This is a genomic window from Pseudomonas sp. Irchel s3a18, from assembly GCF_900187535.1.
Lineage (GTDB): Bacteria > Pseudomonadota > Gammaproteobacteria > Pseudomonadales > Pseudomonadaceae > Aquipseudomonas.
The window spans coordinates 51,180-76,604 of the sequence record NZ_FYDV01000017.1 but is presented as its reverse complement, the minus strand read 5'-3'; the positions used below and the strand labels follow the sequence as shown (position 1 = coordinate 76,604).

General features: G+C 60.6%; 21 protein-coding genes. 15 read left to right on the top strand and 6 right to left on the bottom strand.

Annotated features, from left to right (window positions below; genetic code table 11):
• The first annotated feature begins 112 nt into the window (after positions 1-112).
• Together CKW29_RS20585 and CKW29_RS20580 are read left to right on the top strand one after the other, a co-directional pair.
• Positions 113-1,240 (top strand): FAD-binding oxidoreductase, encoded by a 1,128-nt coding sequence (locus tag CKW29_RS20585; protein ID WP_095144894.1) that lies wholly within the window; start codon positions 113-115, stop codon positions 1,238-1,240.
• 88 nt (positions 1,241-1,328) lie between these two features.
• On the top strand, positions 1,329-1,955 hold the full coding sequence (locus CKW29_RS20580; RefSeq protein ID WP_095144895.1) for a transcriptional regulator: 627 nt from the start codon (positions 1,329-1,331) through the stop codon (positions 1,953-1,955).
• 45 nt (positions 1,956-2,000) lie between these two features.
• On the opposite strand, the gene CKW29_RS20575 is transcribed toward CKW29_RS20580, so the two are convergent.
• The 6 genes from CKW29_RS20575 to CKW29_RS20550 form a co-directional block, all read right to left on the bottom strand.
• Positions 2,001-2,777, bottom strand: coding sequence for an ABC transporter substrate-binding protein (locus tag CKW29_RS20575; protein WP_095144896.1), 777 nt, complete (start codon positions 2,775-2,777; stop codon positions 2,001-2,003).
• 222 nt (positions 2,778-2,999) lie between these two features.
• Complete coding sequence (gene moaE / locus CKW29_RS20570; protein ID WP_095149012.1) at positions 3,000-3,449, bottom strand: molybdopterin synthase catalytic subunit MoaE; 450 nt, start codon at positions 3,447-3,449, stop codon at positions 3,000-3,002.
• Between the two features lie 3 nt (positions 3,450-3,452).
• A complete protein-coding gene (locus CKW29_RS20565) occupies positions 3,453-3,695 on the bottom strand; it encodes a MoaD/ThiS family protein (protein WP_095149011.1) in 243 nt (80 codons plus the stop codon).
• Positions 3,692-4,165 carry a cyclic pyranopterin monophosphate synthase MoaC gene (gene moaC / locus CKW29_RS20560; RefSeq protein WP_095144898.1) on the bottom strand — a complete coding sequence of 158 codons (474 nt, stop codon included), beginning with the start codon at positions 4,163-4,165 and terminating at the stop codon, positions 3,692-3,694. Before moaC ends, CKW29_RS20565 begins: the two co-directional genes overlap by 4 nt.
• 232 nt (positions 4,166-4,397) lie before the next feature.
• On the bottom strand, positions 4,398-5,792 hold the full coding sequence (locus CKW29_RS20555) for a PhoH family protein (protein ID WP_095144899.1): 1,395 nt from the start codon (positions 5,790-5,792) through the stop codon (positions 4,398-4,400).
• Between the two features lie 337 nt (positions 5,793-6,129).
• Complete coding sequence (locus CKW29_RS20550; protein ID WP_095149010.1) at positions 6,130-7,254, bottom strand: polysaccharide deacetylase family protein; 1,125 nt, start codon at positions 7,252-7,254, stop codon at positions 6,130-6,132.
• Between the two features lie 149 nt (positions 7,255-7,403).
• On the opposite strand from CKW29_RS20550, the gene yaaA reads away from it, so the two are divergent.
• The 13 genes from yaaA to CKW29_RS20480 all read left to right on the top strand — a co-directional run bounded on the left by yaaA (position 7,404) and on the right by CKW29_RS20480 (position 25,395).
• On the top strand, positions 7,404-8,183 hold the full coding sequence (gene yaaA / locus CKW29_RS20545) for a peroxide stress protein YaaA (protein WP_095149009.1): 780 nt from the start codon (positions 7,404-7,406) through the stop codon (positions 8,181-8,183).
• Between the two features lie 815 nt (positions 8,184-8,998).
• Positions 8,999-10,315: a nucleotide sugar dehydrogenase gene (locus CKW29_RS20540; protein WP_095144902.1), complete on the top strand. Its 1,317-nt coding sequence runs from the start codon at positions 8,999-9,001 to the stop codon at positions 10,313-10,315.
• A 102-nt stretch (positions 10,316-10,417) separates the two neighbouring features.
• Positions 10,418-11,899, top strand: coding sequence for a mannuronan synthase (gene alg8 / locus CKW29_RS20535; protein ID WP_371850800.1), 1,482 nt, complete (start codon positions 10,418-10,420; stop codon positions 11,897-11,899).
• A gap of 35 nt (positions 11,900-11,934) precedes the next feature.
• Complete coding sequence (locus CKW29_RS20530) at positions 11,935-13,104, top strand: alginate biosynthesis protein Alg44 (protein ID WP_095149007.1); 1,170 nt, start codon at positions 11,935-11,937, stop codon at positions 13,102-13,104.
• Between the two features lie 9 nt (positions 13,105-13,113).
• Complete coding sequence (gene algK / locus CKW29_RS20525; RefSeq protein ID WP_095149006.1) at positions 13,114-14,520, top strand: alginate biosynthesis TPR repeat lipoprotein AlgK; 1,407 nt, start codon at positions 13,114-13,116, stop codon at positions 14,518-14,520.
• Complete coding sequence (locus CKW29_RS20520; protein WP_095149005.1) at positions 14,517-16,004, top strand: alginate export family protein; 1,488 nt, start codon at positions 14,517-14,519, stop codon at positions 16,002-16,004. The genes algK and CKW29_RS20520 overlap by 4 nt, the downstream gene beginning before the upstream one ends.
• A complete protein-coding gene (gene algG, locus CKW29_RS20515; RefSeq protein ID WP_095149004.1) occupies positions 16,004-17,623 on the top strand; it encodes a mannuronan 5-epimerase AlgG in 1,620 nt (539 codons plus the stop codon). Before CKW29_RS20520 ends, algG begins: the two co-directional genes overlap by 1 nt.
• Before the next feature lie 11 nt (positions 17,624-17,634).
• Complete coding sequence (locus tag CKW29_RS20510; protein ID WP_095149003.1) at positions 17,635-19,083, top strand: alginate O-acetyltransferase; 1,449 nt, start codon at positions 17,635-17,637, stop codon at positions 19,081-19,083.
• 8 nt (positions 19,084-19,091) lie between these two features.
• Positions 19,092-20,222, top strand: a complete 1,131-nt coding sequence (locus tag CKW29_RS20505) for a mannuronate-specific alginate lyase (RefSeq protein ID WP_095149002.1) — start codon at positions 19,092-19,094, stop codon at positions 20,220-20,222.
• A 195-nt stretch (positions 20,223-20,417) separates the two neighbouring features.
• On the top strand, positions 20,418-21,983 hold the full coding sequence (locus CKW29_RS20495; RefSeq protein WP_095149001.1) for an MBOAT family protein: 1,566 nt from the start codon (positions 20,418-20,420) through the stop codon (positions 21,981-21,983).
• Positions 21,984-21,994: 11 nt separating this feature from the next.
• Positions 21,995-23,170, top strand: a complete 1,176-nt coding sequence (locus tag CKW29_RS20490) for an alginate O-acetyltransferase (protein WP_095149000.1) — start codon at positions 21,995-21,997, stop codon at positions 23,168-23,170.
• Between the two features lie 14 nt (positions 23,171-23,184).
• Complete coding sequence (locus CKW29_RS20485; RefSeq protein ID WP_095148999.1) at positions 23,185-23,841, top strand: alginate O-acetyltransferase AlgF; 657 nt, start codon at positions 23,185-23,187, stop codon at positions 23,839-23,841.
• A 102-nt stretch (positions 23,842-23,943) separates the two neighbouring features.
• Positions 23,944-25,395 (top strand): mannose-1-phosphate guanylyltransferase/mannose-6-phosphate isomerase, encoded by a 1,452-nt coding sequence (locus tag CKW29_RS20480; protein WP_095148998.1) that lies wholly within the window; start codon positions 23,944-23,946, stop codon positions 25,393-25,395.
• Positions 25,396-25,425 lie beyond the last annotated feature (30 nt).

Sequence of the window (25,425 nt, the reverse complement as noted above, 5' to 3'; positions counted from 1 at the left end):
AGCACCGTCGGGTATCAGGTTTTCTGCGTTATCGTTCACGACCATCGCGAGCAAGCTCGCTCCCGCAGGGCACCTCCACACTTTCGGTATTTGCGCCTTTCAGGAGACGTTCATGACCCAGGCAGACTTCATCATCATCGGCGGTGGTATCGCCGGTGCTTCCACCGGTTTCTGGCTGTCGCAACACGCTCGGGTGATCGTGCTGGAACGTGAATCCCACCCGGCCTACCACTCCACCGGGCGTTCGGCAGCGTTGTACACCGCAGCCTACGGCACGCCACAAGTGCGGGCGCTGACCCAGGCCAGCCGGGATTTCTTCGACACACCGCCAGCCGGCTTCTGCGAACACCCGCTGCTGACCCCGCGCGGCGAGATGACCGTCGACTTCACCGGCGATCCGGACGAGTTGAACAACCAGTACCTGAGCGCCAAGGCCACGGTGCCGCAGATGCAATTGCTCAGCGCCGACGAAGCCTGTGCGCGCCTGCCGATCCTGCGTCGAGAAAAGGTCTTTGGTGCGATCTACGATCCGACCGCGACCGACATCGACACCGATGCCCTGCACCAAGGCTACCTGCGCGGCATCCGCCGCAATCAGGGCGAAGTACACACCGACTGTGAAGTGCTGGGCCTGTCCCGGGATGCCGACGACCTGTGGCAGGTGAGCACCACCCACCAGACCTTCAGTGCACCGGTCATCATCAATGCCGCCGGCGCCTGGGCCGACCGGCTCGGCGAAATGGCCGGCGCCAAACCCCTGGGGCTGGTCCCCAAGCGCCGCGCCGCGTTCATCTTCGCCGGTCCCGACGGCGTGGACATCCACAATTGGCCGATGCTGGTCAGCCTCGACGAGTCCTTCTACATGAAGCCGGACGCCGGGATGTTCCTCGGCTCGCCCGCCAATGCCGACCCGGTCGAACCCCATGACGTGCAGCCGGAAGAGCTGGACATCGCCATGGGCATCTACCAGATCGAAGAAGCCACTACCCTGACCATTCGCCGCCCCACCCGCACCTGGGCAGGCCTGCGCAGTTTTGTCGGCGATGGCGACCTGATCAGCGGCTTCGACCCCCAGGTGCCCGGGCTGTTCTGGGTAGCAGCCCAAGGAGGTTATGGCATCCAGACCTCGCCGGCCATGGGCCAGGCCAGTGCCGCGCTGGTTCGCGGTGAGGCCTTGCCGGAACACCTGCGCCGCTTTGGCCTGAGCGCCGAGATGCTGTCCCCTTCCCGCCTCGGCTGACCCCGCCTTGGGGTGACGTCCGATCCCGATTGCGGCAAACTTCCAGCGCCCCTGGCTCAAGGGGTGCTGATTGCCTGGAGCAACACCGATGAACCCACCTCTTCAAGATCCTGCCCTGGATAATTTCCGGGCGGTCGCCGACGCCATTGCCACGCTGTTTTTCCCCCATGCCGAGGTGGTGCTGCACGACCTGCGCACGCAGAAAATCGACTACATCGCCAACAACCTGTCCAAACGCGAAGTCGGCGGCGATGCCGCGCTGGAAGACATGCTCAGCGGTGACGTCAGCGAGCGCAACATTGGCCCTTATGAAAAGCTCAATTGGGATGGTCAGAAGATCCGCAGCCTGAGCAGCGTGCTACGCGACAGCGAAGGCCAGCCGATGGCGGTGTTGTGCATCAACCTGAATATTTCGCTGCTTGAAAACGCCAAGGCGGCGCTGGACCTGTTTCTGTCGCCGAGCAAGCTGATTCCGCAACCCGATGCGCTGTTTCGCGATGACTGGCAGGAACGGATCAACACCTTCCTGCATAGCTGGCTGCGGGAGCGGCAACTGGGCCTGAACGTGCTGACCCGCGAGCATAAGCGCGAGCTGGTGCTGGCACTGCACGCCGAAGGCGCTTTCAAGGGCAAGAGCGCCTCCAACTATGTGGCCAATGTACTGAACATGGGCCGGGCGACGGTGTACAAGCATTTGAAGGAATTGAAGGGCTGACATCTGCCGTTGTGGCGAGGGAGCACGCTCCCTCGCCACAGGTCATCAATCGCCGTAGATGTCCGACTTGAAGTAATGCTCGGAAATCTTCTGGTATTGGCCATCGGCCCGAATCGCATCAATGGCGCTGTTGAGCTGGGTGACCAACTCGGTGTTGCCCTTGCGCACCGCAATCCCTGCCCCCTCGCCCACGTACTTCGGATCCTTGAGCTCCGGGCCGACGAAGGCGTAACCCTTGCCGCGCGGCATCGACAGGAAGTCGCTCAGTGGAATGGTATCGGCGAAAATGGCATCCAGCCGCCCGGCCGCCAGGTCCATGTAGATCTCTTCATTGTTGCTGTAACGCGCCACCTTGATGCCCTTGGGCTCGAAGACTTCAGAGGCATAGCGGTCGGTCGTGGTCGCCCGTTGCACACCAATGGTCTTGCCTTTGAGGCTGGCATACTGGTCATCCACCACGGCCCCCTCCTTCATCACCAGCCGCGAGGAAGTGAAGTAGTACTTGTGGCTGAAGTCCACCGACTTCTTGCGGTCTTCGTTAATGGTCATGGACGACAGCGCGGCGTCGATTTTCTTCACTTTGAGGGAAGGAATCAAACCATCGAACTCACCCTCGACCCACTCGCACTTGACCTTCATCTGCGCGCACAGCGCATTGCCGATGTCATAGTCAAAACCGGTGATTTTTCCATCCGAGGTCTTGGAGGCAAATGGCGGATACGCCGCTTCAATACCCAGACGCAGGGTTTTCTCGGCGGCGAAAAGGCTGGTAGACGCCAGCAGACTGAGGGCCAGACCACTGATGAGGGGGAATTTCTTCATATTCGTTTTCTCGCGAGTTGTTGTTGGTTTGGCAAGAGTGAAGAATGAGAAACAGGGAACGCCTTTTTTTGTACTTATAATTCCATACTGGACTTTTATGTATTTGACGTCAATCAGGCGAACAGGGGTATTTCGCCCATTGGTCGAGTGAGTGAGTTGAGGGGATTGGAGATCGTGGTAATCGTACCCACGCGGGGGCGTGGGTACGATCAGCGCTGAACACTACTTCCAGCGATCTGCCGCCGCATGATCGCTTTCGCGCCCTTCCACCCAACGCGGGCCGTCGGAGGTCTGTTCTTTCTTCCAGAACGGTGCGCGGGTTTTCAGGTAGTCCATGACAAAGGCGCAGGCCTCGAATGCCGCCTCGCGGTGGGCACTGGCCGCACCAACGAAGACAATCGGTTCGCCCGGCTCCAGCGCACCGATGCGATGCAGCACTTCAAGTTTGAGCAACGGCCAGCGCTGCTCTGCCTCCAGGGCAATCTTGCCGAGCGCCTTTTCAGTCATGCCCGGATAGTGTTCCAGGAACATCCCGGCCACATCGAGACCGTCATTGAAGTCGCGCACGTAGCCGACAAAACTGACCACCGCGCCGACGCCGACATTCGCCGCATGCATCGCATTGACTTCAGCACCGGGGTCGAACGCCGTGGGCTGCACGCGAATCGCCATGGCTCAGCCTCCCGTCACGGTGGGGAAAAACGCCACTTCATCACCGTCGCTCACTGGCTCGCCTAGCTGGCACAGGTCTTCATTGCGGGCACACATCAGGTTCTGTTCGCTCAGCACCTGGGCACCGTCGCGTTGCGCCAAGAGCACGCGCACATCATCGACCGTGGCGAAATCGCCTTCGACCTTCACCGAGTCCACGCCCAGCGCCTCGCGGTAACGGGCAAAAAACTTCACCGTCAGTTTCATTGCCCGGCCACCTGGTAATGCCCACTCTTGCCGCCAAGCTTTTCCAGCAAGCGCACGGTTTCGATGACCATGCCACGGTCCACGGCCTTGCACATGTCATAGATCGTCAGGGCAGCGACGCTGGCGGCGGTCAGCGCTTCCATTTCCACCCCGGTCTGCCCCGCCAATTTGCAGCGAGCGGTAATCCGCACGGCATCGACCCCTTCGGCACTGAGCTCGACCTTGACGCCCGTCAGCATCAGCGGATGGCACAACGGAATCAACTCGGAGGTTTTCTTCGCGGCCTGAATCCCGGCAATGCGCGCCACGGCGAACACATCGCCCTTGGGGTGACCGCCGCTGACAATCATTTGCAGGGTTTCAGGGAGCATACGCACAAGCGCTTCGGCCGTGGCTTCACGGGACGTCACGGCTTTTTCAGTGACGTCGACCATATTGGCGCGACCTTGGGAATCGAGATGAGTCAGCACGGGATTACTCCTGATCAGGAGCGTCGATTGTAAACCCGCGGGTCAATTTTTCGCACGCCTGATTACGCTGTAGGAACGAGCTTGCTCGCGATGGTGGTCAACGATGACGCGTAAACCTGATTTACCCCGGCGCCCTCAGGTTTCTCGCGAGCAAGCTCGCTCCTACAGGGGATATGGGTGTCGGGTATAAAAAAACCGGGCGGCTTTGCGGCCGCCCGGTTCTGATTGACGGTTACAGATGCGATTCGGCGTATTCGGCCAGAATCGAACGTGGCACCCCTTGCAGGGTGATGTGTACACCGTTGGGGAAATCCTTGAAGCGTTCAGTCAGGTAGGTCAGTCCGGAGCTGGTCGCGGACAGGTAAGGGGTGTCGATCTGCGCCAGGTTGCCCAGGCACACCACTTTGGAACCGGCGCCGGCACGGGTGATGATGGTTTTCATCTGGTGCGGGGTGAGGTTCTGGCATTCATCGATCAGGATCAGGCTTTGCTGGAAGCTGCGACCGCGGATGTAGTTGAGGGATTTGAACTGCAACGGCACTTTGCTGAGGATGTAGTCGACGCTGCCATGGGTGCTTTCATCATCCATGTGCAAGGCTTCGAGGTTGTCGGTAATGGCGCCCAGCCAAGGTTCCATTTTTTCCGCTTCGGTGCCGGGCAGGAAACCGATCTCCTGGTCCAGGCCCTGCACGCTACGGGTGGCGATGATGCGCCGGTAGCGCTTGCTGACCATGGTCTGCTCGATGGCAGCAGCCAGCGCCAGGATGGTTTTACCGGAACCGGCCGCACCCGACAGGTTGACCAGGTGGATATCCGGGTCGAGCAAGGCATACAGCGCCAGGCTCTGATAGATATCACGTGGCTTCAGGCCCCAGGCTTCCTGGTGCAACAGCGGTTCCTGGTGCAGATCCAGAATCAGCAGCTTGTCTTCCTCTATTTCCTTGATCCAGCCGACAAACCCCTGCTCATCGATGATGAACTCGTTGATATGCACCGCCGGCAGGTTGTCGATCAACTGCACCTGATGCCAGGTGCGGCCATGGTCCTGACGAGTTTCGACCTTGCTCACACGGTCCCAGAACGAGCCGGTCATGTTGTGATAGCCGTTAGGCAGCAGCGACACGTCGTCGACCAACTGGTCAGTGCTGTAGTCCTCGGCCGCAATCCCGCAGGCACGGGCCTTGAGGCGCATGTTGATATCTTTGGTGACCAGCACCACAGGCAACTTCGGATCGCGTGTATGCAGGTCGATCAACTGGTTGATGATGATGTTGTCGTTCAGGTGCTCGGGCAGAATGATGGTCGGCTCGGCACGCTTGCTCATCAGAATTGACAGCAAACCCTTCGGCCCGCTCTTGCCCCGCTGAATCGGCACTCCCTGTTCGACATCCTCGGGTGAGGCATCGCCCAGGGTCTTGTCGATCAACCGGATAGCCTGACGGCATTCGGCCGCAACGCTGTGATGCCCGCTCTTGAGCTTGTCCAGCTCCTCAAGGACGGTCATCGGTATGGCAACGTGGTGTTCTTCGAAGTTCAGGAGCGCGTTTGGGTCGTGAATCAATACGTTGGTATCGAGTACATAAAGGATTGGCTGGTTGGAAGAAGAGCTACGTCCGTGATCATCCATACTCGGTCACCTTTGTGGGAGCCAGTCGACGCAATACCATGACAGTGCTGCGCCTCGAAGTGGCCACCGAATTCACCCGTGGGGGCTTCAGGTGAATTGCACACAAGCGGGTCTTGGAAGACGCCACCTGTGTTGCAGGTTTCGGCGGTCTGTCTTCGTAATACTCCAAAACCCGTGACAGAAAAAAGTACTTTGACGCTTTTTTGAAGTTTATTTTTCAGAGCGATAAAAAGCGCTTGGCGCATTGCCCCAGCACCGTTAAAGTCGAAAGTCCGCCTGCCTCGAAATCCCTCCTGAAATCACCCCAAACCCCGTATTTCCGGGGCCTGCGTTTTTTTCAGCGGAACGTATCCTGACAATCCTCCCAGCCGATCCCGCTTTGCGCCGTGTGCGTCAACAGCCAGGGCATCGCCGTTTTGACCCCATCCTGTTTTGCGTTGAAATTGATCACCCCATGGCGCCACAACAGCATCAGCGTCAGCACCCGCTGTGCGCTCTGCTCACCGGTCAACTGACGATTGCTGTCCGCAGGATCAATGTCCCAAAGCGCCACCTGCAGCCCCTGGCCCCTGAAGAAACCGGCCGCATCGGCGCGACGCTGGCCGGTAGGCGGACGGAACAGCGGTACGAAATTCTCTGGCAGCTTGTTCTTGACCAGCTCGACGCTGCGCGTCACTGAGTACTGCCAGTCCTGCCAGTGACTGTGGGAACGAAACTCCCAGCCCTGCACGCCGATGCACTGCGTTGAATAGAGCGCTTGCAACTCGCCCACCGAGTGTTGCGCCAGGCGGTTCTGGATATCACTGCCCAGCACAAAGAAGGTACCGCTCAGCTTCGCCTTGCGCAGGTACTCGGTCAGCCATGGCGTGTGATCCGGTGCGAGGTTGGCGCCGCTGTCGAAACTCAGTGCAAAGAGCCGGTCGTTGAGACCATCGCCATTGCGCTCGTGGTCACCAAACAACGCTACTTCGCTGCCGACCTGTGGAAACAGCGCGGCCTTGCGCAACTGCTCGTCCAGGTAGCGCTCATGAAACTGCCGGCTCGGTTCGACCCAACGGGTGTAATAGGAGTCCGGGCCCAGCTCGAACTTGGCGGCCTGCTGACGCAGGGTATCCCGGTCCTCCACCAGGAAGCAGAAAGAAGCATCCTGATCGCAGCTCTGCTGGGCGAAGTTGTAATTGACGAGCAGGCGCTGCCACATCCGCTCGCGCAGGGTGTTGATGGCATCGAGGTTGATCATGCGCAGCCCCAGGCGCTGCTTTAATGCGGCTTCGTCCAGCGATTCACTGGCCAGCAGCGCGCGGGCAAATGTGAGGATCTCCGCCCGTGAGGCAACATCGAACAGGGTCGGGCTGGTCAGTGGTTCTGGCCAGGTACTGCGATCCAGCGAGGCCGGTTCGTTGGGCGCGGCAAACGCTCCGGCAGCCGACAGCCAGGCAACAAACAGTAAAGCGATGCGCAAAGGGATGTCTCCGTTACAAAACCCGCGCGGCACTATAGCCGATCCCGCTTACGGGATCGCGGCACACCGCCGATCACCTATGACCCCGATAGCTGGAGTCAAGCAGGACAACCCCCTAGAATCGCCGCACGATTAAAGGAGACGACTTCATGCTGATGGTGATTTCCCCCGCCAAAACTCTCGATTACGAAACACCGCCGGCCACCCAGCGCTTCACTCAGCCGCACTACCTGGACCACTCCCAGGAGCTGATCCAGCAATTGCGCGAGCTGACACCGGCGCACATCAGCGAGCTGATGCACGTTTCCGACAAGATCGGTGGCCTCAATGCTGCCCGTTTCGGCAGCTGGACCCCGGCCTTTACCCCGGAAAACGCCAAGCAGGCATTGCTGGCGTTCAAGGGCGACGTGTACACCGGCATGAATGCCCAGACCTTCAGCGAAGCCGACTTCGACTATGCCCAGCAGCACCTGCGCATGCTCTCGGGCCTCTACGGCCTGCTGCGCCCGCTGGACCTGATGCAGCCGTATCGGCTGGAGATGGGCACCAAGCTGGCCAACGCCCGTGGCAAGGATTTGTACGCCTTCTGGGGCACGCTCATCAGTGAGTGGCTTAATGAAGCGCTGGCCGAGCAAGGTGACGATGTACTACTGAACCTGGCCTCCAACGAGTATTTCTCGGCGGTCAAACGCAGCGCCCTGAACGCCCGGATCATCAACACCGAGTTCAAGGACCTGAAGAACGGCCAGTACAAGATCATCAGTTTCTACGCGAAAAAAGCCCGCGGCATGATGAGCCGCTTCGTGATCCAGGAACGCATCGACGACCCCGCAGCACTCAAGCAATTTGACGCACAGGGGTACCGTTACAGCGCCGAACAATCGAAACCAGACAATCTGGTGTTCCTGCGCGATCACGCCCCCGAGTAACCCCTCCTCCTGGCGCACGGCATTGAGAGATGCACGTGCGCCTGCAACCTGCCCGATTCTGCCCCGGCACCTGCCAAATCGTCATTTTAATGACGCCAAAAACACAGCGCACCTGTTCGCTAACTTTAATTTCACTCGACAACGGTGATTTTTTTCACTAGTGGCACGTGTTTTTTTTACCGGTAGTGGCATAAAACTATCCCGGCCAATTAACTCCCCGCCAATAAAGGGCGAAATGGTAAGTGCTATCAATATGAGGGCAGTGCCATCTTTTGCAATATTTCAAGAAATTTCAGATTTCAGGATGAACGGCCATGAACTATCTGAAAATGCACCGCTCATACCATCGGTAACGATTCTCGCAGCGCTTGTACGAGATAACTTACGAACAGTGCTAACCCTATAACCAAGTTGCTACACACAACTTGCGCATCGGGGCCACTGAATCGGGATAACAGTGAACCGCAGGAGAGAACCTAACCTCACTATCCCCATTAAGGCCAAGGCTTTGCCCCTGAAAGCGTGCTCACTCGAGCACCAAAGTGCTTGATATTGCTGGTATTGTGCCGACATTCAAGTGCCACCATTCTGCTGCACCACGACGTCCCGAGGACGCCGGGCTGCATATCAGGGCAAGCCAACATAATCCGGCCAAGTTACGCACAACTTGAGTGCACTTATTTAGACACTCGAAATTGAGTATGCCAGCACACGGCGTTGTGGCGCCTGCTCGCCTAACTTCCGAGTGCTCTTTGACCGCTGAACACTATTAACTTCGGCCATTTAATGGCGTGATATATACAGAGGTAAATGCGATGCGCATCAGCATATTTGGTTTGGGTTACGTCGGCGCAGTATGTGCCGGTTGCCTGTCTGCACGGGGCCACGACGTGGTTGGCGTTGATGTCGCCAAAGACAAGATCGACATGATCAACGCCGGTCGTTCACCGATCGTTGAACCGGGACTGGGTGAACTTCTGGCACAAGGTATCCAGACCGGTCGCCTGCGTGGCACGACCAACTTCGCCGAGGCGATCCGTGACACTGACCTGTCGATGATCTGCGTCGGCACACCGAGCAAGAAAAACGGCGATCTGGAACTGAACTACATCGAGGCCGTGTGCCGTGAGATCGGTTTTGTCCTGCGCGACAAGACCACCCGCCACACCATCGTCGTGCGCAGCACCGTGCTGCCGGGCACCGTGGCCAACGTGGTCATCCCGATTCTCGAAGACTGCTCCGGCAAGAAGGCCGGTGTTGATTTCGGCGTAGCCGTGAACCCTGAGTTCCTGCGCGAAAGCACCGCCATCGCCGACTACGACCAGCCACCCATGACCGTCATCGGCGAATTCGACAAAGCGTCCGGCGACGTCCTGCAATCGCTGTACGAAGAGCTCGATGCGCCGATTATCCGCAAGGACATCGCCGTGGCCGAGATGATCAAGTACACCTGCAACGTCTGGCACGCCGCCAAGGTGACCTTCGCCAACGAGATCGGCAACATCGCCAAGGCCGTCGGTGTCGATGGTCGTGAAGTGATGGACGTGGTCTGCCAGGACAAGACCCTCAATCTGTCCCAGTACTACATGCGCCCAGGCTTTGCCTTCGGCGGCTCCTGCCTGCCCAAGGACGTACGCGCCCTGACTTACCGCGCCGGCACCCTGGACGTAGAAGCACCGCTGCTCAACTCGCTGATGCGCAGTAACGAGTCCCAGGTGCAGAACGCCTTCGACATCGTCAAGAGCCACGACAAACGCAAAGTCGCCCTGCTCGGCCTGAGCTTCAAGGCCGGCACCGACGACCTGCGCGAAAGCCCGTTGGTGGACCTGGCGGAAATGCTGATCGGCAAGGGGTATGACCTGAGCATCTACGACAGCAACGTCGAGTACGCTCGCGTGCACGGTGCGAACAAGGACTACATCGAGTCGAAGATCCCTCACGTCTCGTCCCTGCTCAACGCCGACTTCGACTCGGTGATCGACAACAGCGACGTGATCATCCTGGGCAACCGCGACGAGAAGTTCCGCGCCCTGGCCGAGACCGCGCCGGACGGTAAACAGGTCATCGACCTGGTCGGCTTCATGTCCAAGGCCACCAGCGCGAGTGGCCGGACTGAAGGCATCTGTTGGTAAGAGCAGCTTCAAGCTTCAAGCGGCAAGCGGCAAGTTCAAAGCTCCTCACTCGAGCCTTGTGGCTTGCCGCTTGGGGCCCCTCCACTCCGACGGATGTTGATTATGCACAGGCTAAAGCACGGCCTACTTCAGGCCGCCGGTTGGCTGTTGTTTTTATGTTTGCTGATGGGGCTCGCCCTCGCGTTGCCCGCGTCCACGTTCGACTCCGAATCGAAGGACTTCATTTTCCTGATTGGCGCCGTGGGTATCTGGCGCTACTCGATGGGTGCCACGCACTTTGTGCGCGGCATGCTGTTTCTCTACGTGGTCTACCCGCACCTGCGGCGCAAAGTGCGCAAGCTGGGCAAGGCGGCAGACCCGTCACACGTGTACCTGATGGTCACCAGTTTCCGTATCGATGCGCTGACCACCGCGCAGGTCTACAGCTCGGTGATCCGCGAAGCGATCGACTGCGAGTTGCCGACCACCGTGGTCTGCTCCATCGTCGAAATGTCCGATGAACTGCTGGTCAAAAGCCTGTGGAACCGGATGAATCCGCCTGCCCGGGTCAAGCTCGACTTCGTGCGCATTCCCGGCACCGGCAAGCGCGACGGCCTGGCCTACGGTTTCCGCGCCATCTCCCGCCACCTGCCGGATGACCGCGCCGTGGTCGCCGTGATCGATGGTGACACCGTGCTCGGCGAAGGCACGGTGCGCAAGACCGTGCCGTGGTTCCAGCTGTTCGGCAACGTCGGCGGCCTGACCACCAACGAGTTCTGCGAAGTGCGCGGCGGCTACATCATGAGCGAATGGCACAAGCTGCGTTTCGCCCAGCGTCACATCAACATGTGCTCGATGGCCCTGTCCAAGCGCGTGTTGACCATGACCGGGCGCATGTCGGTGTTCCGTGCCACCGTGGTCACCAACCCGGAATTCATCGCCGACGTGGAAAGCGACTCGCTGCAACACTGGCGCCTGGGTCGTTTCAAGTTCCTCACCGGCGACGACAAGTCGAGCTGGTTCAGCCTGATGCGCCTGGGCTACGACACCTTCTACGTGCCCGACGCCGCGATCAACACCGTCGAGCATCCGCCGGAAAAGAGCTTCATCAAGGCCAGTCGCAAGCTGATGTTCCGCTGGTACGGCAACAACCTGCGGCAGAACTCCCGGGCCCTCGGCCTTGGGGTGAAACGCCTCGGCGCGTTCACCTCGGTGGTGCTGTTCGATCAGCGCGTGTCGATGTGGACCTCCCTGCTCGGCCTGACCGTGGCGCTGATCGCCAGCTTCAAGTACGGCACCGCGTTCATCCTGGTGTACCTGCTGTGGATCGGCATCACCCGCCTGATCCTGACCCTGCTGCTGTCCTGCTCCGGCCACCGGATCGGCCCGGCCTACCCGGCGATTCTCTATTACAACCAGATCGTCGGCGCGCTGGTGAAGATCTACGTGTTCTTCCGCCTCGACCAACAGTCCTGGACTCGCCAGCCCACTTCCCTGACCCGTGATCTGGCCAGCTTTCAACGTTGGTTCAACACCTGGTCGTCTCGGACCATGACCTTCTCCGCCGGCAGTATTTTCGTCGCCGTGCTGCTGATGATGGTCTGAACCGCCTTGCCTGAATTAACTAGGAAATCGCCCCTATGAATACCGCCGTGAACGTCAACGTAGTGCATGAATCCGAAGCCCAGCGCCAGCACGCCCGGGTCAAAATCCCGGCCAGGCTGCGCTTCTTCGGCCCGGACCGTACGCCTGTGGAGACACGCCTGATCGACTTGTCCGCCGGTGGCCTGAGCTTCAACGCCGGGCAGATACCGTTCAAGGTCGGTGAAGTGAAAAAGGCCCGGCTGCAGTTCCTGATCGACAACCTCGGCCTGGCGATGGACGTCGAATTGCAGGTCCGCTCGTACGATCGCCAGAGCGGTCGCACCGGCTGCCAGTTCCAGAACCTTGAACCACAGGACATCTCCACCCTGCGTCACCTGATCACCTCGCACCTGTCCGGTGACATCGTGACCATGGGTGACGTACTGGCGACCCTGCAACGGGACAACTTCACCAAGGCGCGCAAGCTCAAGGACGGCGGCAGTGGCATGAGCGCACTCGGGCGTTTGCGCGCGGTGACGTTCAGTGCCGGGATCTTCGTCGTGGGCCTGGCAGCCTTCGGGTTCATTCTCAAGTCGGTGTATGGCATGTACTTCGTCAGCCATGCCCAGGCCGGGCTGGTGAATGTGCCGGGCATGAACGTGACCATGCCCCGCGACGGCACGGTGCAGAGCCTGATCCAGACCGATGGCGTAGCCGCCAAGGGCGCCCCACTGGCGACGTTCAGCACCAGCATGCTCGACGTACTCAAGGGCCATCTGGATCAGGACCAGCTGCAGCCGGCCAAGGTTGAAGAACTGTTCGGCAAGCAAATGACCGGCACCCTCACCTCGCCCTGCGATTGCACCGTGGCCCGGCAGATGGTTGCCGACGGTCAGTACGCCAGCAAGGGTGACGTGATCTTCCAGTTGGTGCCGCGTAACAGCGAGGCCAATGTCGAGGCCCGCTTCTCCTATCGCCAGTTCGCCGACGTACGCCCTGGCACCTCCGTGAACTTCCAGGTGGCCGGCGACGACAGCCTGCGCACCGGCAAGATCATCAGCAGCACCAGCCTCAACAGCGCCGACCTGTCGTCCGACATTCGCGTGCAGATCAAGCCGGACGAGCCACTGAACAGCACCTTCGCCGGTCGCCCGGTGGAAGTCAGCAGCGACCGCGGCCCATCGGTGAACTGGCTGATCGACAAAGCCATGGCCGCCGGTCTTTAAGCAGAGGACATGCCTGTGACTAGCCCTATCAGAACCTTGCCGGTGCCATTGACCCTGGCCATGGCAATCGCCCTGGCTGGCTGTGCCGGCCTGCCCGACCAGCGCCTGGCCAATGAAGCCCTGAAACGCGGTGACACGGCGCTGGCGCAGCAGAACTACAAACAACTGGCGGACCTGGGGTACAGCGAGGCCCAAGTCGGCCTGGCCGACCTGCAAGTGGAAAGCCGTGACCCGGCCCAGATCACGGCGGCCGAAGCCACCTACCGCGCGGCCGCCGACATCTCGCCACGGGCCCAGGCTCGCCTGGGGCGCCTGCTGGTGGCCAAGCCGGGGTCGACCGACGCCGAGCGCCATGAGGCCGAAGGCCTGTTGAAAAAGGCCTTCGCCAATGGCGAAGGCAACACCCTGATCCCGCTGGCCATGCTGTACCTGCAATATCCCCACAGCTTCCCCGAAGTCAACGCTCAGCAACAGATCAGTCAGTGGCGCACCGCCGGTTACCCGGAAGCCGGTCTGGCCCAGGTGCTGCTGTATCGCACACAGGGCACGTACGACCAACACCTGGACGACGTCGAGCGCATCTGCAAAGCCGCACTCACCACCACCGACATCTGCTACGTCGAGTTGGCCACGGTCTATCAGAAGCGGGCCCAACCCGAGCAACAGGCAGAACTGCTCAAGCAACTGCACGCCGCGTTTGCCCGTGGCGCCGTGTCCGCTCAACGCATGGACAGCGTCGCCCGGGTCCTGAGCGATGCCAGCCTCGGCAAGCCGGACGAAAAAACCGCGCAAGCCATGCTGGAACAGATCGCTCCAGGCTACCCGGCATCCTGGGTTAGCCTGGCACAGTTGCTCTACGACTTCCCCGAACTGGGTGACGTCGACACGCTGATGCACTACCTGGACAACGGCCGCGCCGCTGATCAGCCGCGGGCCGAATTGCTGTTGGGCAAGCTCTACTTCGAAGGCAAATGGGTACCGGCCGACGCCAAGGTCGCCGAAGCGCATTTCCAGAAAGCCGTGGGCAAGGAAGTCGCCGCCGACTACTACCTGGGGCAGATCTACCGCCGAGGCTACCTGGGCCAGGTCTATCCGCAAAAAGCCCTGGACCACTTGCTGACGGCTGCGCGCAACGGCCAGAACAGTGCCGACTTCGCCATTGCCCAGTTGTTCTCCCAAGGCAAGGGCACCCGGCCCGACCCGCTCAATGCCTATGTCTTCAGCCAACTGGCCAAGGCCCAGAACACCCCGCAAGCCAACGAACTGGCCAACACACTCGAAGCCCAACTGCCCCCTGCGCAACTGGCCGAGGCCCAACGCCTGTTGCGACAAGAACAGGCCATGCGTGGCGCCTTGAGCCACAACCCAATGGCCGCGCAGGCCCTGCAAGCAGAAGACGGCGAGGAATCCCTATGAAGTTGAACCCCTTTGTGAAAGCCGGCATCGGCCTGAGCTTTGCCCTGTTGTGGTCGTGCCCGACATTGGCCGCGATGACTGACACCAAGAACTTCGGCCTGGACGTGAAGATCACCGGCCAATCCGAGGACGACCGCGACCTGGGCACGCTGCCTGGCGGCGACGTCAACGGCGTGGGCCTGGACGTGCGTCCGTGGGTCTACGGCGAAAGCGGCAACTGGAGTGCCTTCGCCATGGGCCAGGCCGTGACCTCCACCGACATCATCGAGACCGACACCCTGCAGCAGTCCGACACTGAGGGCACCCAGGGCAGCAACGACGATGGCCGCGAGAGCAAAAAGAACTACCTGGCGATGCGTGAGTTCTGGGTCGGCTACGGCGGCCTGACCCCCTACCCCGGCGAGGTCCTCAAGTTCGGTCGCCAGCGTCTGCGCAACGACGACGGCCAATGGCGCGACACCAATATCGAAGCGCTGAACTGGACCTTCGACACCACCCTGTTGAAAGCCAACGTCGGCGTTGCCGAACGCTTCAGCGAATACCGTACCGACCTGACCGAACTGGCACCCGAGGACAAGGATCGCCTGCACCTGTACGGCGATATCGCGACCCAATGGACACCGGGGCAATGGGTCGGCCTGCGTGCCCACCATACCCACGACGACGGCAAGCTGGACTACCCGACACCCGGCGAAGTGCCTGATGCCAGCGACAAGAAACAGAACGGCGACCTGAGCTGGGTCGGCCTGGAAGCCAACAGCGACGCCTACAGCTTGAAAAACAGAAACACAGTCAACTACTGGGCGAGCATCACCGGCATGACCGGCGATCGTGACACCGTCAACCCGCTCAATGCCGATGGCAGCCAGCCAGTCGATGCCAAGCGCAGCGGCGACGTCGACGGCTGGGCCACGGACCTGGGGGTGCGTCTGCGCCTTGATCCGCAATGGCAAGTCGGTGCGGCCTACGCCCGCGCCAGCAGCGATTACGAACAGAACGGCCTGCAAAGCAACCGCTCCAACTACACCGGCACGCGTTCGCGGGTTCACCGTTTTGGCGAAGCGTTCCGCGGCGAGATGAACAACATGCAGAGCGCCACCCTGTTCGGCTCCTGGATGCTCCAGGACGACTACGACGCCAGCCTGGTCTACCACAAGTTCTGGCGTGTCGACGGCAACAAGCCGGTCGGCAGCAACGGCATCAATGCCGTGGAAAACAACTACGACGACGTCACCGGCGCCCTGCTGTCCAGCACCTCGCTGCCACTGGAAGACGGCAATAAAGACCTCGGCCAGGAAGTCGACCTGGTGGTTACCAAGTACTTCAAGCATGGCTTGCTGCCAGCGAACCTGAGCCAGTCGATCGATGAACCGGCAGCACTGGTGCGCGTTCGCGGCGGTGTGTTCAAACCGGGCGACGCCTATGGCAACCAGGTCGATTCGTACATGCACCGTGCATTCGTCGACGTGATCTGGCGCTTCTGATGCAAGCCGCCAAGGGAGTGCCCCGGATGAACATCCCAGCGACCAACCGTTCGCTCGGCCTGTTGGCTGCTGCGTTGCTGCTGGCCAGTCACGCAGCATTCGCCGCCGTCGAGCCTGCCGCGCCTGTCCAGAAAGGCAAGCCGGTGACCCTGGCCAAGGAGCTGCAACAGGCCAAGACCTACACCGTCAGCAGCGCACCGACCGCGCCACTGGAACTGGCGGCGCCGACCTTGCCCGACCTGTCCGGCTATACCGCGCAAGCGGTCGAGGCGAAGATCGTGCGCAGCAAGGTCGGCAAGGTCAGCGTGCGGCGGATGATGCAGGAAGACGCGCTCAAGGACTTCATCGGCGGCGATAACAAGATGGCCGAATGGGTGGTGCGTCAACACGGCATCCCCCAGGCGATCTTTATCGACGACGGCTACCTGAACCTCAAGGACCTGGTCAAGACACTGCCCAAGCAGTACTTCAGCGAAACGGCACCGGGTGTGTTCCTGGCCAGGTTGCCGATCGTGGTCGGAGCCAAGGGCATCCTCGACATCGACCAGCAGACCCAGGAGTTGCGCCTGTCCGAAGAGGCCGGTTCGTTCCTGGTCAACGACGGCCAGCTGTTCGTGCGCGACACGAAAATCACCGGCTGGCGCGAGAAGGAAAACGGCCCGGCGAGCTTCCGCTCGCCCAAGGAGTTCCGCCCGTTCCTGCTGGCCTGGGGTGGCACCCAGACGTACATCGTCAACAGCAAGATGGCCAGCTTCGGCTACGCCAACAGTAAGTCCTACGGGGTGAGTATTTCCCAGTACACGCCCAACATGGCCAAGGTGCTCAAGCGCCCGGAACCGACCGGCTGGATCATCGGTTCCGAGTTCTCGGACATGTGGTACGGCTTCTACTGCTATGAGACCCGGGACTTCGTGGTCAAGGGCAACACCTACCGCGACAACATCGTCTACGGCATCGACCCCCACGACCGCTCCCATGGCCTGATCATCGCGGACAACACCGTCCATGGCACGAAGAAGAAGCACGGCATCATCATTTCCCGTGAAGTGAATGACAGCTTCATCTTCAACAACCGCAGCTACGACAACAAGTTGTCAGGGTTGGTGATCGACCGTAATAGCGTCAACAACCTGATCGCCTACAACGAGATCTACCGCAACCACACCGACGGCATCACCCTCTACGAGAGTGCCGACAACCTGCTGTGGGGCAACAAGGTGATCAGCAACCAACGCCACGGCATCCGCATTCGTAACAGCGTGAACATTCGTCTCTACGAAAACGTCGCCATGGCCAACGGCCTGACCGGCGTCTACGGCCACATCAAGGACCTGAGCGACACCGACCGTGACATCAAGCTCGACCCGTTCGATGCCCAGGTGTCGCTGATCGTGGTTGGCGGTGAACTGGCGGCCAACGGCAGCGGACCGATGTCCATCGACTCGCCGTTGAGCGTCGAGCTGTACCGGGTGTCGATGCTTGCCCCGACCAAATCCAGTGGCATCAGCTTCTCGGGGATCCTGGGCGAACGCCAGGACGAAATCCTCGACCTGTTGGTGCGCCAGCAAAAAGCCGTGCTGATCGACCCCGTCGAACGTCAGACCGACCTGCGCGACTGAGGATGACATTCATGAAGCCACATCTGATCAAACTGTTCAGCCTCACCGGCCTGACCGCGGCCATGTTCACTGCCAGCCTTGCGGCCAGCGCGGACGATGGCAAGGCGCCGGCCTTTACCGCCGAGCCGTGCTGCAACCTGTGCCCCGAGGCCCACGACGCGAAAAACTACACCACTCGCTATCAGCAAAACTTCACCACCCTGGTGCAGGCGCAAGGCGACTGGTTGTTCCGTACCCGGGAAGACCTGCGCACCGAATTCACTACCACGGCCGAAGGCTACCGCCGCCTCAAGCAACTGCACGATGCGTTCCAGAGCAAAGGCATTGAACTGGTGGTGGTCTACCAGCCGACCCGTGGCCTGGTGAACCGCAACAAACTCAACCCCCAGGAAAAGGCCGCGTTCGATTACGACAAGGCGCTGAAAAACTACCAGACCATGCTCGGGCGTTTTGCCGAGATGGGCTACGTGGTGCCGGACCTCTCGCCACTGACCAACGAATCACTGCCCGAGACCCTGCCCGCTCACGATTTCTACTTCCGTGGCGACCAGCACTGGACCCCGTACGGTGCCCAACGCACGGCAAAAATCGTCGCTGAGAAGGTTAAGCAACTGCCAGGGTTCGCCGATATTCCCAAGCGTGAGTTCGAAACCAAAAAGACCGGACGTATGGGCAAGACCGGCACCCTGCACAACATGGCCGGGCAACTGTGCGGCACCAGTTACGCCATCCAGTACATGGACCAGTTCACCACCGAGCCCAAGGGCGAGGCGGCGGACGGCGACCTGTTCAGCGATGCCGGCAACCCGCAGATCACCCTGGTCGGCACCAGCCACAGTGGCAAAAACTACAACTTCTCCGGGTTCCTGGAAGAGGCCATCGGCGCCGACATTCTCAACGTCGCCTTTCCCGGCGGCGGCCTGGAAGGCTCGATGCTGCAGTACCTGGGCAGCGACGAGTTCCAGAAGACCCCACCGAAAATCCTCATCTGGGAGTTCTCGCCGTTGTATCGCCTGGACCAGGAAACCATCTACCGCCAGATGATGGCGCTGCTCGATAACGGGTGCGAAGGCAAGGACGCGCTGATGAGCAGCAGCACCACGCTCAAGCCCGGCAAGAACGAGTTGATGGTCAACCGCCAGAACATGGACCTGCGCAACAGCAGCCACCAGGTCGATATTCGTTTCGCCGACCCGTCGGTGAAAACCCTGCAAGCCACCCTCTGGTACATGAACGGTCGCCACGAGGACATCAAGATCGACAAACCGGAAACCGCCGACACCGACGGTCGCTTCGCCTTTGAATTGCGCACCGATGAAGACTGGGCCTCGCAGAACCTGCTGGCCCTTGAAGTCCAGGGCCCGGAAGCGGGCGCCGCGGGGCAAAAAATCGAAGCGAAAATCTGCAAACGCAACGTATTCCCGAGCGCTGGGCAACGTACCGCCCAGCTTGGGCAATGAGGTCTGCCATGCACACTGCGACGCTGAAACACCTGTTGGCACCAACGCTCCTGAGCCTGGCGATGTTCGCCGGGGTCACCCAGGCAGCCGAGGCACTGCGTCCACCCCAGGGCTATTTTGCGCCTGTGGATAAATTCAAGACCGGCAACAGTGGCGAAGGCTGCGACGCAATACCGACGCCGTACACCGGTGCCCTGCAATTTCGCAGCAAGTACGAAGGCTCGGACAAGGCCCGTTCGACCCTGAACCGGGAATCGGAAAAAGCCTTTCGCGACGCCACCGCCGACATCACCGCAATCGAGCGCGGTACCAGCAAGCAGGTGATGCAGTTCATGCGTGATGGTCGCCCGGAACAGCTCGACTGCACCCTCAGTTGGTTGACGGCCTGGGCCAAGGCCGATGCGTTGATGTCCAAGGACTTCAACCACACCGGCAAGTCGATGCGCAAATGGGCGCTGGGCAGCATGGCCTCGGCCTACATCCGCCTGAAGTTCTCCAACTCCCGTCCACTGGCGGCTCACCCGCAAGAGGCACAGTTGATCGAAGCCTGGTTCAGCAAGATGGCCGACCAGGTGGTCAGCGACTGGGACAACCTGCCGCTGGATAAAACCAACAACCATTCGTACTGGGCTGCCTGGTCAGTGATGGCGACCTCGGTCGCCACCAACCGCCGCGACCTGTTCGACTGGGCGGTCAAGGAGTTCAAGGTCGGCGCCAACCAGGTCGACGCCCAGAGCTTCTTGCCCAACGAACTCAAGCGCCAGCAACGGGCGTTGGCCTATCACAACTACGCCCTGCCGCCGCTGGCGATGATCGCCAGCTTCGCCCAGGTCAACGGTGTCGACCTGCGCCAGGAAAACAACGCTGCGCTCAAGCGTCTGGGTGAGCGGGTGCTGACCGGGGCGAAAGACCCTGAAGCCTTCGAGAGAAAGAACGGCAAGGAGCAGGACATGACCGACCTGAAAGTCGACTCGAAGTTCGCCTGGCTCGAACCGTACTGCTCGCTCTACACCTGCACGCCGGATGTGCTGAAACGCAAACGGCAGATGCAACCGTTCAAGACCTTCCGCCTGGGTGGCGACCTGACCAGGGTCTATGACCCGACCAACGAAAAGACCAACAAAGGCCACTCCCTGTAGGAGCGAGCTTGCTCGCGAAGGACGCACAGGCACCGCGTTTTTCAAGGTGCCCCGCGTCATCGTTGACGACCTTCGCGAGCAAGCTCGCTCCTACCCAGGTTGGCAGTGAATGTAATACCGCCCTCCACGGTTATTCGTGGGGGGTTTGGGGGGGCCATTGGCCCTTGACTGTGAGTTCAACAAGGAGAGACCGGGATGGTGTTTTCATCCAACGTGTTCCTGTTTTTGTTCTTGCCGATCTTTCTCGGCATGTACTACTTGAGCGGGCAACGCTATCGCAACCTGCTGCTATTGATCGCCAGCTATGTGTTCTATGCCTGGTGGCGCGTGGACTTCCTGGCATTGTTCGCCGCCGTCACGCTGTGGAACTACTGGATCGGCCTGAAAGTCGGCGCCGCCGGCGTCAGGACCAAGCCGGCGCAGCGCTGGCTGCTGCTGGGCGTGGCCGTCGACCTGTGCATCCTGGGCTACTTCAAGTACGCCAACTTCGGCGTCGACAGCATCAACGCCATGATGACCTCGGTGGGACTTGAGCCGTTCATCCTGACCCACGTGCTGTTGCCGATCGGGATCTCGTTCTACATCTTCGAGTCCATCAGCTACATCATCGACGTCTACCGTGGCGACACGCCGGCGACCCGCAACCTGATCGACTTCGCGGCGTTCGTGGCGATCTTCCCGCACCTGATCGCCGGTCCCGTGTTGCGCTTTCGCGACCTGGCCGACCAGTTCAACCACCGCACCCACACCCTCGACAAATTCTCCGAGGGCTGCACACGGTTCATGCAGGGCTTCATCAAGAAGGTGTTCATCGCCGACACCCTGGCGGTGGTCGCCGACCATTGCTTCGCCCTGCAAAACCCGACCACGGGGGATGCCTGGCTCGGTGCGCTGGCCTACACCGCACAGCTGTACTTCGACTTCTCCGGCTACAGCGACATGGCCATCGGCCTGGGGCTGATGATGGGTTTCCGCTTCATGGAAAACTTCAAGCAGCCCTACATCAGCCAGTCGATCACCGAGTTCTGGCGGCGCTGGCACATCAGCCTGTCCACCTGGCTGCGGGACTACCTGTACATCACCCTGGGCGGTAACCGCAAAGGCACGTTGATCACTTACCGCAACCTGTTCCTGACCATGTTGCTCGGTGGCCTGTGGCACGGCGCCAACATCACTTACATCGTCTGGGGCGCGTGGCACGGCATGTGGCTGGCGATTGAAAAAGCCATCGGCCTCAACACCTCGCCACGCAGCTTCAATCCGGTGCGCTGGGCCCTGACCTTCCTGCTGGTGGTGATGGGCTGGGTGATCTTCCGCGCCGAGAACCTGCACGTCGCCGGTCGCATGTACGGCGCCATGTTCAGCTTCGGCGACTGGTCGCTCTCGGAGCTCAATCAGGCCAGCCTCACCGGCCTGCAAGTCGCGACCCTGATCGTGGCTTACGTGACGCTCGCGTTCTTCGGCCTGCGCGACTTCTACCGCAACCAGCCACCGCTCAAGACCACGCCTGCGGTGAACGTCGATGCCGATGGCCCGGCCGCCGCCCAACCGGGCCTGATCAAAGCCGTGCCTGGGGATAACCCGGCAAGCATCCACGCGCCTGGCTACACCGTCGGCGTCGAAGCCCAGGTGCAACCCGCCTACTGGACGGCTGACGGGTCGCGTTTCGTGATGCGTGCACTGGTGCTGCTGCTGTTCATTGCTTCGATTCTCAAACTCTCGGCGCAAAGTTTCTCGCCGTTCCTTTACTTCCAGTTCTGAGGGATCTGACCATGACCCGCTCATTACGTCTGTTCTACATCGCCCTGTTCCTGGTGACCCTGATGGTCCTGGGCCTGTGGTCGATGCGCAGCTTCTTCGGCTTCAACACCAACCCCGACGCCACCGTGCTCAACGGTCGCTGGGCCAAGGCCGTGGAAACCCATTACGACGACCAGTTCCCGATCAAGCGCCTGGGCACCAACCTGTGGGCGGCCCTGGACTTCAAGCTGTTCAACGAAGGTCGTCCGGGCGTGGTGCTCGGTCGCGACCAGTGGTTGTACAGCGATGAAGAGTTCCACCCGATCGTCAACGAAGAGCTGAACCTGCAAGGCAACTACGCCCTGGTCGAAGGCGTGCGCCAGACCCTCAAGGCCAGCGGCGTGCAGTTGGTAATGGCGGTTGTTCCAGCCAAGGTTCGCCTGTACCCGGAACACCTGGCCGAGGTTAAACCGGCCAGCATCCACGCCGATCTCTACAAGGATTTCCACAACCGCCTGGCTGCCGAGCGGATCCTCGCTCCCGACCTGCTGGGGCCGTTCAAACAAGCCAAACAGAACGGTCAACAAGTATTCCTGCGTACCGACACCCACTGGACCCCGGAGGGCGCACAAATCGCCGCCGAGCAACTGGCCAGGACCATTGCCGACAAGACGCCGCTCAGTGGCCCACCGCAGCGCTTCGTCACCGAAACCACGGAGAACGTCAGCCACAAGGGCGACCTGCGCCTGTTCCTGCCGCTGGACCCGCTGTTCGAAAACCTGATGCCGGCCACCGAGGCCTTGCAAAAACGCCGCACCCTGACGGTTGAAGATCCATCCGTCGGTGATGACGCGCTGTTTGCCGACGCCGAAGTACCGGTCGCACTGATCGGTACCAGCTACAGCGCCAACCCCGACTGGAACTTTGTCGGTGCGCTCAAGCAGGCGCTGCACAGCGATGTGGTCAATTACGCCGAAGACGGTCACGGCCCGATTCTGCCGATGCTCAGCTACCTGAAAAGCGACGCCTTCAAGAACAGCCCGCCGCAAGTGCTGATCTGGGAGTTCCCTGAACGATATCTGCCGGTGAACAACGAAATCGGCGACGCCGACCCACAGTGGGTCGCCGCGCTCAAACAAGCCGGTGCACGCCAACAAAACGTAGCCATCAACAGCAAATCCGAGACGCCCGACCGGGCGCAAAACTGAAAGAGAGGTACACCATGACTTTCACTACAACTCCTCGCCGTCTCGCTAAAACCCTGGCACTCATCGCGGGCATGAGTGCCCTGTCGATGCAGGCCTTCGCCGCCGGTGATGCCGCGCTCTACGGCCCGACCGCGCCGAAAGGCTCGAGCTTCGTGCGCATCTATAACGCCAGTAATGCCGAAGTCAGCGCCACGGTCGGCAGCACCAGCCTGAGCGACGTCGCGCCTTTGGCCAGCAGCGACTTCAGCTTCATGCCCGGTGGCGACTACAGCGCCAAGGTCGGCAGCCAGACCCTGCCGGTGAAACTGGCGGCCGATCACTATTACACCCTGGTCAACAACGCCAGCGGCCAACCCCAACTGATCGAAGAACCACCGTTCAAGAACAAGCAGAAATCCCTGGTGCGGGTGCAGAACCTCAGTGACAAGGCCCTGACCCTGAAGACCGCCGACGGCAAGACCGAAGTGGTCAAGAGCGTTGCCGCCAAGGGCCGTGGCGAACGTGAAATCAACCCGGTGAAAGTCAGCCTGGCGCTGTATGACGGCGACCAGAAGGTCGGCGACGTGAAACCCGTTGCGCTGGAGCGCGGTGAAGCGGCAGTGCTGTACGTCACCGGAAGCGGCAGCAGCCTGTCGCCAGTGTGGGTGAAACGCCCGGTGTCGACGCGCTGATCGCGCGAGCTATTAGCCACAAGCCACAAGCAGCAAGTGAAGAGCTTTTAACTTGCCGCTTGAAGCTTGCAGCTTCCAACTGCACTTATTAGGAGTAACACCATGATTCCAGTGATCTTGTCCGGTGGTAGCGGCTCACGTCTTTGGCCGCTTTCGCGCAAACAATTCCCCAAGCAGTTCCTGGCCCTGACCGGTGAACACACCCTGTTCCAGCAAACCCTGGAGCGCTTGGTGTTCGACGGCATGGATACCCCGATCGTGGTCTGCAACAAGGACCATCGCTTCATCGTCAACGAGCAACTGGGCAACCGCAATCTGCAAGCCCAGCGCATCCTCATGGAACCCTTCGGGCGCAACACCGCACCGGCGGTAGCGCTGACGGCGATGATGCTGGTCAATGAAGGTCGTGACGAACTGATGCTGGTGCTGCCGGCCGACCACGTGCTGGAAGACCAGAAAGCCCTGCAGCGTGCCCTGGCCCTGGCCACCGTCGCCGCCGAACGCGGCGAGATGGTGCTGTTCGGTGTACCGGCGACCAAACCGGAAACCGGCTACGGCTATATCAAGTCCACCAACGACGCGCTGCTGCCCGAAGGCGTCAGCCGGGTCTCGCACTTCGTCGAAAAACCCGACGTCAAGCGCGCCACCGAGTTCGTCCAGGCCGGCGGTTATTTCTGGAACAGCGGTATGTTTCTGTTCCGCGCCAGTCGCTTCCTCGAAGAGCTGAAGAAGCACGATCCGGATATCTACGACACCTGCCTGCTGACCCTTGAGCGTAGCCATCAGGACGCCGACTCCGTCACGTTCGACGAAGCCACCTTCGCCTGCTGCCCGGACAACTCCATCGACTACGCGGTGATGGAAAAGACCCAGCGTGCCTGCGTGGTGCCGCTGACCGCCGGCTGGAGCGATGTGGGTTGCTGGTCATCGTTGTGGGACGTGCATGAGAAAGACGCCAACGGCAACGTCTGCAAGGGCGATGTGGTGATCCAGGACAGCCGCAACTGCATGATCCATGGCAACGGCAAACTGGTGTCGGTGATTGGCCTTGAGAACATCGTGGTGGTCGAAACCAAGGACGCCATGATGATCGCCCACAAGGACAAGGTCCAAGGCGTCAAGCAGATGGTCAACACCCTCAATGAACAGGGCCGCAGCGAAACCCTGAACCATTGCGAAGTCTACCGTCCGTGGGGGTCCTACGATTCGGTGGACATGGGCGGCCGCTTCCAGGTCAAGCGCATCTCGGTCAAGCCGGGTGCCTGCCTGTCATTGCAAATGCACCACCACCGCGCCGAACACTGGATCGTGGTCAGTGGCACCGCGGAAGTGACCTGCGACGAAAACGTGTTCCTACTCACCGAAAACCAGTCGACCTACATCCCGATCGCCTCGGTCCACCGTCTGCGCAACCCGGGCAAGATCCCGCTCGAGATCATCGAAGTGCAGTCGGGCAGCTACCTGGGTGAGGACGATATCGAACGGTTCGAAGACATCTATGGTCGCTCGACGCCGATTGAGCGGGGGGTGTCGATGAAGACCATAGCCCAGTGATCAATCGCTGAAACAAGAAGCCCCCGTTCA